The 10,621-nt window shown below is 68.1% G+C and carries 12 protein-coding genes; all 12 read left to right on the top strand.

The window, feature by feature from the left end; translation table 11 throughout:
* Positions 1-169: 169 nt before the first annotated feature.
* The 12 genes from yccS to UU9_RS11615 all read left to right on the top strand — a co-directional run bounded on the left by yccS (position 170) and on the right by UU9_RS11615 (position 10,616).
* Positions 170-2,314, top strand: a complete 2,145-nt coding sequence (yccS, locus tag UU9_RS11670; RefSeq protein ID WP_007081958.1) for a YccS family putative transporter — start codon at positions 170-172, stop codon at positions 2,312-2,314.
* A gap of 347 nt (positions 2,315-2,661) precedes the next feature.
* Positions 2,662-2,934: an acyl carrier protein gene (locus UU9_RS11665; RefSeq protein WP_007081957.1), complete on the top strand. Its 273-nt coding sequence runs from the start codon at positions 2,662-2,664 to the stop codon at positions 2,932-2,934.
* A 35-nt stretch (positions 2,935-2,969) separates the two neighbouring features.
* On the top strand, positions 2,970-3,731 hold the full coding sequence (locus UU9_RS11660; RefSeq protein WP_040670891.1) for a glycosyltransferase family 2 protein: 762 nt from the start codon (positions 2,970-2,972) through the stop codon (positions 3,729-3,731).
* Positions 3,732-3,771: 40 nt separating this feature from the next.
* The gene (locus UU9_RS11655; protein ID WP_007081955.1) at positions 3,772-4,995 is read left to right on the top strand and encodes a beta-ketoacyl-ACP synthase; all 1,224 of its coding nucleotides are present in this window, start codon (positions 3,772-3,774) and stop codon (positions 4,993-4,995) included.
* Complete coding sequence (locus tag UU9_RS11650; RefSeq protein WP_007081954.1) at positions 4,995-6,254, top strand: beta-ketoacyl-[acyl-carrier-protein] synthase family protein; 1,260 nt, start codon at positions 4,995-4,997, stop codon at positions 6,252-6,254. The genes UU9_RS11655 and UU9_RS11650 overlap by 1 nt, the downstream gene beginning before the upstream one ends.
* Positions 6,251-6,985, top strand: a complete 735-nt coding sequence (locus UU9_RS11645) for a beta-ketoacyl synthase chain length factor (protein WP_007081953.1) — start codon at positions 6,251-6,253, stop codon at positions 6,983-6,985. The genes UU9_RS11650 and UU9_RS11645 overlap by 4 nt, the downstream gene beginning before the upstream one ends.
* Positions 6,964-7,752, top strand: coding sequence for a lysophospholipid acyltransferase family protein (locus UU9_RS11640; protein WP_007081952.1), 789 nt, complete (start codon positions 6,964-6,966; stop codon positions 7,750-7,752). Before UU9_RS11645 ends, UU9_RS11640 begins: the two co-directional genes overlap by 22 nt.
* Entirely contained in the window at positions 7,749-8,045 is a 297-nt protein-coding gene (locus UU9_RS11635) for a phosphopantetheine-binding protein (RefSeq protein WP_007081951.1), read from the top strand. The genes UU9_RS11640 and UU9_RS11635 overlap by 4 nt, the downstream gene beginning before the upstream one ends.
* A complete protein-coding gene (locus tag UU9_RS11630) occupies positions 8,033-8,584 on the top strand; it encodes a COG4648 family protein (RefSeq protein ID WP_007081950.1) in 552 nt (183 codons plus the stop codon). Before UU9_RS11635 ends, UU9_RS11630 begins: the two co-directional genes overlap by 13 nt.
* Complete coding sequence (locus UU9_RS18395) at positions 8,581-9,210, top strand: ApeI family dehydratase (protein ID WP_007081949.1); 630 nt, start codon at positions 8,581-8,583, stop codon at positions 9,208-9,210. Before UU9_RS11630 ends, UU9_RS18395 begins: the two co-directional genes overlap by 4 nt.
* The gene (locus tag UU9_RS11620) at positions 9,203-10,201 is read left to right on the top strand and encodes a lysophospholipid acyltransferase family protein (protein ID WP_007081948.1); all 999 of its coding nucleotides are present in this window, start codon (positions 9,203-9,205) and stop codon (positions 10,199-10,201) included. The genes UU9_RS18395 and UU9_RS11620 overlap by 8 nt, the downstream gene beginning before the upstream one ends.
* Positions 10,173-10,616, top strand: coding sequence for an acyl-CoA thioesterase (locus UU9_RS11615; protein WP_007081947.1), 444 nt, complete (start codon positions 10,173-10,175; stop codon positions 10,614-10,616). Before UU9_RS11620 ends, UU9_RS11615 begins: the two co-directional genes overlap by 29 nt.
* Positions 10,617-10,621: the final 5 nt, after the last annotated feature.

The following is a 10,621-nucleotide window of genomic DNA, read 5'->3' as shown; positions in this document are numbered from 1 at the left end:
CCCTGCATGCAGGGGAGGGAGTACGAGCGGCTTGACTCCTCCCCCTGCTCGCAGGGGGAGGCCGGAAGGGGGTTGCTCGGGCTGGCGAGAAAGTCAAAAGCCCCCTCTCCAGCCCTCCCCTGCTTGCAGGGGAGGGAGTAAGGCATGGGCCGCATCGTATGCTGCACGCATGAAGCAAACGTCCACCCTCTCCAGCTACTGGTTCCGCCTGCTCGGCTACGACCGCTTTGCCGAATGCGTGCGCGTGCTGCTGGCGCTGGGCGGCATCGTGGTCTATGGGCTGGTCAGCGGCCAGCTGGCCGCGATCATCCCGATCCTGCTGGGCGCGATCGCCTGCGCGCTGGCGGAAACGGAGGACCAGTGGCGCAATCGCCTGATCACTCTGCTGGTGACGCTGGCCTGTTTCTCGGTGGCCGCGGTGGCGGTGGAGTGGCTGTTGCCGCATCCGGTAGCGTTCGCCCTCGGCCTGTGGTTGTCGACGGTAATGCTGGTGATGCTGGGCGCGTTGAGCGGACGCTACAGCACGATCGCCGGGGCCACGCTGATCCTGGCGGTGTACACGATGCTCGCCTCGGACCTTGCCGGCGATGCACCGGATGGCGGCCTGTTGCTGGAGCCGGCGCGGATGCTGGCCGGTGCCGCCTGGTACGGCGTGCTGTCGCTGCTGTGGAGCGCCCTCTCGCCGCAGCAGGCGGTGCGGCATGCGCTGGCGCGCTTGTTCCGTGCCCTGGCCGATCAACTGGATGGCAAGGCGGCGCTGTTCCTGCCCTTGCGCGGGCGCGATGACCAGGTGCTGCAGCTCGCGCTGGCGCGGCGCAACGAGAACGTGGTGGCGGCGCTCAACGACACCCGCCTGATGCTGATCGACCGCATCGGCAGTCGCCGCGCACGCGGCACCACGGCGGTGCTGCTGCAGCGCTATTTTATGGCGCAGGACATCCACGAGCGGATCAACTCCTCGCACTATCCCTACGACGCGCTGGCCAGGGCGTTCTTCCACAGCGATGTGCTGTTTCGCTGCGAGCATCTGCTGCGGTTGCAGGCCAGCCGCTGCCGCCAGCTCGCCGATGCGCTGCGCCGGCGCGGAAAAATCGGGCGCGATGACGATGTGGAAGCCGCGTTCGCCGATGTGCGCACGTCGCTCGAATCCCTGCGCGAGACGCCGCACGAACCGGCGCTGTTGCGTGCCGTCGATGGGCTGGCCAGCAACCTGGCCGCCATCCACGACCTGCTCGACGGCAGGGTGCTGCTGGACAGGAACATGGAATCGACGCTGCAGGACCCGGCGCCGCAATCCCTCGCCGATGCCTGGGCCCGCATCCGCGCCCAGTTCAGCCCTCGCGCGCCGCGTTTCCGCCACGCCATACGACTGGCCACCGCCCTGCTGGTGGGCGATGTGGTGATGCGGCTGGTGCACCCGCAACATGGCTACTGGATCATGATGACCACGCTGTTCGTGTGCCAGCCGAGTTACCACGCCACCTGGCGCGTGTTGCTGCAACGCATGGGCGGCACCATCGCCGGGTTGGTGATCGGCTGGGCCGCGTTGCACTCGATCACGCCGCTGTGGCAGTTGCCGCTGATCGCGCTGACCGGCGTGGCGTTTTTCGCGGCCCGCCATCGGCGCTACGGCGTGGCCACGGCGATGATCACGCTGTTCGTGGTGATGCTGGTGAACCAGGTGGGCGACGGCTACGCGGTGATGCTGCCGCGGCTGTTCGATACGCTGGCCGGCGCCGCGATTGCCGCGCTGGCGATCCACTTCATCCTGCCGGACTGGCAAGCGCGGCAGCCGGGCCAGTTGCTGGCCGATACGCTGCACAGCGACGCCCGCTATCTGGCCAGGATCCTGCCGCAGTATCGCAACGGCAAGCACGACGACCTCGACTACCGCATCGCGCGTCGCGACGCCCACAACGCCATCGCCGCGCTGAGCGGCCTGCTGGGCCAGATGCTGCGCGAGCCCGGCGGCAAGCACCGCCACGATGATGTGCTGTTGCGGTTCCTGACCGCCGCCCAGGTCTTGCTGGGCCACTTGTCGACCCTGGGCAGCCATCGGCAGGTGCTGTCCACCGCTGCCGTCAACGCGGTCATCGAGCAGGGCGATCGGGCCGTGGCGGCCTTGCAGCACGTGGCCGATGCGGTACTGGCATCCGAAAAAACCGCCATCGACCCGGCTGGCCTTTCGGCAGACGGCACCGAACCTTCCCTCCCGGACGACGACGTGGCAACCCTGGTGCTGAATCAGTTGGCGCTGGTGCGCGGCCAATGCCGCAAGCTGGCCGAGCTGACCGCCGAATGGCAGCCGCGCTGAACGGCAAACGCGTGGCTCCCACTCGCCTCGCCGCCCGCCGATGGACGCCGGAATACCCGCGAATTGTGGCCGTGCCAAGGCCACTATCCGGTGTCGAAAGGTGGCTGACGAGCGCCATGGTTCTGGTACACTCCATCACGCGTTTTTGACGCGTAAACCCTTGCCTGAAAAGGGCAAGGGCCACGGGGGACCCGCATCGCGGGGGGATCGGCCAGGCCGCTCCGCCACATCGGAACCTCATTGGGGACAGACACGGGGATGCCAGCGTCCCGGTGCGCGAAAGCGCCCGGCCCATCCCCGTCCATGCGTTGCATGGCATCACCGGAACAAGAGCAGGCGGAACAGTTATGAGCACGATGATGATGGAAGCAGGGATCAGCGACGAAGAGATTCTGGGCAGGCTCAGGGAAGTGCTTCGTGACACGTTCGAGATCGACCCTGCGCGGGTCACGCCGTCGGCGCAATTGTTCACCGAGCTGGAGCTGGACAGCATCGACGCGGTGGATCTGGCGATCCACGTGCAGGAGATGACCGGCATGCGCATCAAGCCCGAGGATTTCAAAAGCGTGCGCACCGTGGGCGACGTGATCGCCACCGTGCACACCCTGCTCGCCCGCTGACCGGCGGCGGCTTGCGTCGGATGTCGGTTCCACTGATGCCAGTGCCCGCGGCACGCCTTGCGCCGTGCGCGCTGATTCCGATCTACAACCACAAGCGCACGATCGAGCGCACCGTGCAGGCCGTACGGGCGCACGGCCTGCCGGTGATCGTGGTCGACGACGGCAGCGATGCCGGGACCCGCGCGGTGCTCGACGCGCTGAAAGAGAACGGCGACATCCAGCTGCTGCGCCTGCCGCACAACCAGGGCAAGGGTGCCGCGCTGGTCGCCGGGCTGCTGGCCGCGCGCGACGCCGGCCATACCCACGCCCTGCAGATCGACGCCGACGGCCAGCACGACACCGGCGACGTGCCACGTTTCCTGGCGGAATCCCGCGATCATCCCCACGCGATGGTTTGCGGACGCGCGGTCTATGACGACAGCGTGCCCAGGGCGCGCCTCTATGGCCGCTACCTCACCCACGTCTGCGTCTGGGCGGAAACGCTGTCGCTGGCCATCGACGATTCGATGTGCGGCTACCGGCTGTATCCGCTGGACGAAACCTGCGCGGAAATCGCCCGCGCACCGCTGCCGGCACGGATGGATTTCGACACCGAGATCGCCGTGCGGCTGCTGTGGCGCGGTGTGCCGGTGCGCAACCTGCCCACGCGGGTGATCTACCCCGAGGACGGGCTGTCGCATTTCCGCATGCTGCACGACAACGCCCGCATCACCGCCATGCACACGCGCCTGCTGCTGGGCATGCTGCCGCGCGCGCCGCGCCTGTTGTGGCGTCGCTTGAAGAGGCAGGCCGCATGAAGGCGATCATTCCCCACCACCTGGACGAGAAGCCGCTGCGATGAAGCGTGTGGTGATCACCGGCATGGGCGGCATCACCGCGCTCGGCCACGACTGGGCACCCATCGAGGCGCGGTTGCGCGCGGGCCGCAATGCGGTGCGCGCGATGCCCGAGTGGGATTATTTCGACGCCCTCAATACCCGTCTGGCCTGCCCGGTGGACGATTTCATCCTGCCGCCGTGGCCGCGCCGGCTCAGCCGCTCGATGGGGCGCGTGGCGCAACTGGCGGTGGCGGCCAGCGAACATGCGATGCGCGACGCCGGGTTGATCGACGACCCCACCGTCAGCGACGGCCGCATGGGCGTGGCCTACGGTTCGTCCGGCGGCAGCGTGGAGCCGGCGCGGGTGGTCGGTCACATGCTCGATACCGGCTCGATGCAGGGCGTCACCGCCACCAGCTACATCCACATGATGGCGCACACCACGGCGGTGAACATCGGCGTGTTCTTCCAGCTGAAGGGCCGCGTGATTCCCACCTCCAGCGCCTGCACCTCGGGCAGCCAGGCGATCGGCTACGGCTACGAGGCGATCAAGTACGGCCGCCAGACGATGATGCTTTGCGGTGGCGCCGAGGAACTGTCCGGCCCCGGCGCGGCAGTGTTCGACGCGCTGTTCGCCACCAGCACCCGCAACGGCGAACCGGCGCTGACGCCGCGCCCGTTCGACCGCGCGCGCGACGGCCTGGTGGTGGGCGAAGGCGCCGCCACGCTGATCCTGGAAGAGTACGAACACGCCAAGGCGCGCGGCGCCACCATCTACGCCGAGATCATCGGCTTCGGCTGCAACTCCGACGGCAACCACATTACCCAGCCCACCCGCGAGACGATGGCCACGGCGATGCAGTGGGCGATGCAGGACGCCGGCGTTGCCGCCGACGCGATTGGCTATGTCAGCGCCCACGGCACCGCCACCGATCGCGGCGACGTGGCCGAAAGCCACGCCACCGCATCGGTACTCGGTGCGCGCGTGCCGGTGAGTTCCATGAAAAGCTACGTCGGCCACACGCTGGGCGCCTGCGGCGCGCTGGAATCGTGGTGGGCGATCCGCATGATGCGCGAGGGCTGGTTTGCCCCCACCATCAACCTCACCGAGGTCGACCCCGAATGCGCGGAGCTCGACTACATCACCGGTGACGGGCGCACGCTTTCCACCGACTGCGTGATGAACAACAACTTCGCGTTCGGCGGCATCAACACCTCGCTGATCTTCCGGGCCTGCGACTGATGGCGCCCGACCTGCTCGACGCGCGCGGCCTGCCCCGGGTGGTGGTGACGGGAATGGGCGTGGTCAGTTGCCTGGGCAATGGCCGCGAGGCATTCCGCGACGCGCTGCAGAACAACCGCAGCGGCCTGCGCGCGATGGACAGCTTCGCCCGTCGCGGCCTCAACACCCGCGTCGGCGGACCGGTCGACGTCAGCGCCCTGCCCGAGCCGCCGCGCAAGCTGCGCCGTTTCCTGGCCCAGCCGGCGCTGTACGCGTGGCATGCGATGGGTGAAGCGATTGCGCAGGCAGGACTCGACGCGGCCGAACTGGAAAGCGGCGACTGCGGACTGGTGATCGGCGGCGGCGCTTCGTTGAACGAATACGAAATTGGCCTGGACGCTTATCGCAGCAAGGGCGTGGGCCGGCTGTCGCCGTTCCTGGTATCGCGTGGCATGAGCAGCGCGTTGTCGGCCTGCCTGGCGCACGCGTTCGGCATCCGCGGCGTCACCCAGACGGTGGCCTCGGCGTGCACCAGCGCCACGCTGGCAATTGGCCAGGCGATGGAGCTGATCCAGCTGGGGCGCCAGCAGATGGTGCTGACTGGCGGCAGCGAGGAATTGTTCGAAGGCACCGCCACCTGGTTCGATGCGTTCGGCGCACTGTCCGCCGCCAGCGCCGAGCAGCCACAACGCGCATCGCGGCCTTACGACCTGCACCGCGACGGCTTCGTGCTGGCCGCCGGCGCCGGGGCGCTGGTGCTGGAATCGCTGGCTCACGCGCGCTCGCGCGGCGCCACCGTGCTGGCGGAGCTGACCGGTTTCGGCGCCGGCACCGATCCGGCCAGCATGGTCGGCCCCGGCGTGGACGGCATGATGCGTGCGCTGCGGCAAGCGTTGCAGCAGGCCGGCACGCTGCCCGACTACATCAACACCCACGCCTGCTCCACGCCACAGGGCGACCTGCAGGAATGGCAGGCGATCGAAAGCGTGTTTGCCGCGCTCGATGCGCCGGTGCCGGCGATGTCATCGATCAAGGGCCTGAGCGGCCACGCGCCCGGCGCCGCCGGCGCGCTGGACGCCATCGCCAGCGTGCTGATGATGCAGCACGATTTCCTGGCCGCCGGCACGCCGGTGATCGACGCCGACCCCGCGTTTGCGGCGGCGCCGCTGGTGCAGCAAACCCATGCGCGGCACATCGACAGCGTGCTGTCCAACAGTTTCGGCTTCGGCGGCAGCTGCGCCGCGCTGATGTTCAGCCGTCCATCGGAGTTGGCCGCATGATCGCCTTCCGCGTCGAGGAGTGGCGCGCGTGGGCGCCCGGCGTGGCCACCGAACAGGAGTGGCAGGCGTGGGCGCGATCGCCCTGCGTGCTGCCCGATCACCAGCAGCAGCCCGAGTGCCTGTCGCTGCCGCCGATGCAGCGCCGCCGCCTGAGCCGGCTGGCGCGGATGACGATGGAGGTCGCGTCGCCGTTGTGCGGCGACGATGAGCAACTGCCGTTCGTGTTCGCCTCACGCCACGGCGAAACGACGCGCACGTTCAACCTGCTGGGCGACGTGGCCGGCGAGCAGCCGTTGTCGCCGACGCACTTCGGCTTGTCGGTGCACAACGCCATCGCCGGTCAGTGGTCGCTGCTGCGCGGACAGCGCGGCGAATCGGTGGCGATCGCCGGCGAGGCGGATACCTTCGAGCACGCCATGCTGGAAGCGTCGACCCTGCTGGCCGCCGGCGCCTCGTCGGTGCTGGCGGTGATCGCCGAGGAAGTTCCGCCGGATGCGTACAACGGCTGGATCACCGACGTGCCGTTCTCGTACGCCGTGGCGCTGCGGCTGGGCCGCGCCGATGCGGCGACGCCCGGCACTATCTGGCAGCTCGACCTGGATCGCCAGGACGGCGACACGCCACCCTGCCCCTGGCCGCATGCGCTGGATTTCCTGCGTGCGTTGCAGACTTCCACCCCAACGTTGCAGCACGCATGGAAGAAGCGCCGATGGCAGTGGCAGCGCACCTGATGCACCGCCGTCGCGATGCGTGGCTGTGGCGCCTGCTGGCCACGGGCGCCAGCTTTGCCGTATTCGGCATTGGCGGGGTGATTTTGCGGGTGCTGATTCTGCCGATGTTTGCGCTGCTGCCCGGCGGACCGCTGGCGCGTCGTCGCCGCGCCCGTGCCGCGATCAGTCGCGCGTTCCATCTGCATGTGCAGTTCATGTACCGCACCCGCGTGCTCGACTTCCGCATCGACGGCGCCGAGCGGCTGGGCCGGCCGGGACAACTGGTGGTGGCCAATCATCCCTCGCTGATCGACGTGGTGTTCCTGATCTCGCAGATGCGCGACACCAATTGCGTGGTGAAAGCCAGCCTGTGGAGCAACCCGTGCATGCATGGCGCGGTGCGCGCGGCGCAGTACATCAGCAACAACGGCAGCCCGGAAATGCTGGAACAGGCGGCCAACGTACTGCGCGGCGGCGAAACCCTGGTGATGTTTCCCGAGGGCACGCGCACCACGCCCGGGCAACCGCCGGTGTTCCACCGCGGCGCCGCGGCCATCGCCTTGCGCGGCGCGCGCACGATCACGCCGGTGTTCATCTCGGTGGCACCGACCACGCTGACCAAGGCCGAACCGTGGTACCACATCCCCTGGCGGCGGGTGATGGTGCACCTGCGCGTCGGTGACGATATCGACCCGGCCTCGTTCGACAACGCCCCCATGCCGATCGCCTCGCGACGCCTGAACCAGCACCTGCATCACCTCTTCCTGCAAGGACTCGACGCCCCATGACCACCCAAGACCCCGTGTCCGCACAGGCCGCGCTGGAGCAGGAAATCGCCCAGCTCATCATCGATACGCTGAATCTGGAGCACCTGACGGTCGCCGAGGTGGCGGTGGATCAGCCGCTGTTCGGCGACGGGCTGGGGCTGGATTCGGTCGATGCGCTGGAGCTGGCACTGGCGCTGCAGAAGCACTACGCGATCCGCATCGACTCCGACGTCAAGGCATCGCGCAAGCATTTCGCCACCGTGGCCAGCCTGGCCGCCTTCGTGCAGGAGCAGCGCAGCGCATGCGGCGACTGATCGCCAGGATCGCACTGCCGCTGGCCGGCGTGCTGTATCCGTTTGTCGTGTATTTCGGCACGGAGAAAGTCGCGCCGCCGATCTTCGCGCTGGTGCTGGGCGCGATATGGATGATCCGCGCGCCGAGCCTGCTGCGCCAGCCGGGCGGACGCTGGATGGTGGGCATCTCCCTGCTTTACTGTGTGCTGCTGATGTTCACCGGCGAGGCGGTGTTGCTGCGCTGGTACCCGGTGCTGATCAACCTGTTCCTGCTCGCCGCGTTCGGCTGGAGCCTGATCTACGGCCCACCCTTCGTCGAGCGCTTCGCGCGTCTTCGCGAACCCGACCTGCCGCCGGCCGCCGTGCGTTACACCCGCGTGGTGACCTGGGTGTGGGTGGGCTTTTTCGCGTTCAACGGCAGCATGTCGGCGGCGCTGACGCTATGGGCGCCGCTGTCATGGTGGACGCTTTACAACGGCATGATTTCCTACGCGCTGATGGGCATGCTCTTCGCTGGCGAATGGGTGTTTCGCCAGCGATTGCGCCGGAGCTTTGCGTGAGCCCGCTGGCGCCCGCGGCCAGGGCACTTGCCGAGCATCCCTGGCTGGATGGCGCATGGGCCGGCAACACGGGCGCGCTGCTGTTGCTGAGCCGCCTGGGCCAGGCCGAGTTCCACCGCGAAGGGCGCCAATCGCTGCTGGATGCATTGCAATCGCAGCTCACCACGCGTGATCTGGTTGTGCCCCGGCACTGGCGCCTGCTGGATGTGCCGCCAGCGGCCACCGACCACGCCACCATCGAGCGCCTGCTGGCGACGCCGCGTCCGCGCCAGGTCAGTCCTGTCGCCGAGCAGGAAAACGCGGGCCGCTGGAAACTCGACCTGGTGTTGCCGTCGGACCTGATCCTCTTCGACGACCACTTCCGCACGGCGCCGGTGTTGCCGGGCGTGGTGCAGGTGGCGTGGGCGCTGGCGCTGGCCGCGCCGCGGCTGGGCACCGCGAATCAATGCCGCGAGATGGAGGCGCTGAAATTCCAGCGGCTGCTGCGTCCCGGCGACCTGCTGCAACTGGACCTGCATTACGAGGACGAGCCCGGCACGACGCTCGGAAAGCTCCACTTCGCCTACCGCCTCGCCGGCCAGCATTGCTCGTCCGGACGCCTGCGGGTGACGCTCGCCCATGGCTGAGCACGGCAACGACAAGCAGCATTGGGCGGCGCAGCGGGAGCGCGGAAGCTTCTGGCTGATGAAGCTCACCGCGTTCGGCCTGCGCCTGCTGGGGCGGCGCCCGATGACGCCGGTGCTGTATGGCATCGTGCTGTACTTCTTCGTGTTCGGGCGTCGCGCCCGGCACAACGTGCGCCAGTATCAGGATTACCTCGCCCAATGGAGCGGACGCAGCGACCTGCGCCCCACCCTGCGCAGCGTGTTCGGCCAGTTCATGGCGTTCGGCGAAAGCCTGCTCGATCGGCTCGATGCCTGGCACGGCAAGCTGAAGCTCAGCCAGGTGACGCTGCACGATCCCGATGGCGTGCGCGAGCGGCTGATGAAAAACCGCCAGGGCGGCCGCGGCGAGATCCTGCTGGGCACCCATCTTGGCAATCTGGAGGTATGCCGCGCGCTGGCGGAACTGGGCGAGCAGGTGCCGCTGAACGTGCTGGTGCACACCGCCAACGTCGCCCACTTCAATCGCCTGCAGAGCGCCGCCGGCGACCATCAACTGCACCTGATGCAGGTCAGCGAGATGGATGCCGCGCTGATGCTCGACCTGTCGCAGCGGCTGGACCGCGGCGAATGGCTGGCGATTGCCGGCGACCGCGTGCCGCTGCAGGACGGCCGCCGGGTGGTGGTGGATTTCCTGGGCCATCCGGCGCCGTTTCCGCAAGGCCCGTGGATGCTCGCCGGGCTGCTGCGCTGTCCGGTGAACCTGATGTGCTGCCTGAAAATCGACGGCCGCTACCAGATTCATCTCGAATCGTTCATCGACGCGCCGGCCTGGGATCGTCGCCAGCGCGAGGCGCTGATCAAGGGCTGGGCACAACGCTATGCCGATTACCTGGCGCACAAGTGCCTGCTGGCGCCGCGGCAATGGTTCAATTTCCACCCGTACTGGCAGTTTGACGCGCCACCACCCGCCACTGGAGAAAACCATGCGCACCCGCGGCGTGTTGCACCTTGATACGGAAATCGTCGTGCCGTTCTTCGATGTCGATTCGATGAGCGTGGTCTGGCACGGCCATTACGTGAAGTACCTGGAGATCGCGCGCTGCGCGCTGCTCGACATGATCGGCCACAACTACCTCGACATGCAGGCGTCCGGCTATGCCTGGCCGATCATCGACCTGCAGCTGCGCTACGTGCAGGGCGCACGCTTCGGCCAGCGGCTGCGCGTGCGCGCGGATCTCGCCGAATGGGAAAACCGGCTGAAGATCAACTACCTGATCAGCGATGCGCAAACCGGCGAACGGTTGACCCGCGCCAGCACGGTGCAGATCGCGGTCAGCGCCGACGGTGTGATGCAGCTGGTCTCGCCCCAGGTGATGATCGACGCGGTCGAGCGCCATCTTCCACCCTCTTCGTCCACTCTTGCCTGATGCCT

It is taken from the genome of Rhodanobacter fulvus Jip2 (assembly GCF_000264315.1).
GTDB lineage: Bacteria > Pseudomonadota > Gammaproteobacteria > Xanthomonadales > Rhodanobacteraceae > Rhodanobacter > Rhodanobacter fulvus.
Note: the sequence above shows the minus strand (reverse complement) of the source record. Positions and strands in the feature narration are given on the sequence as shown.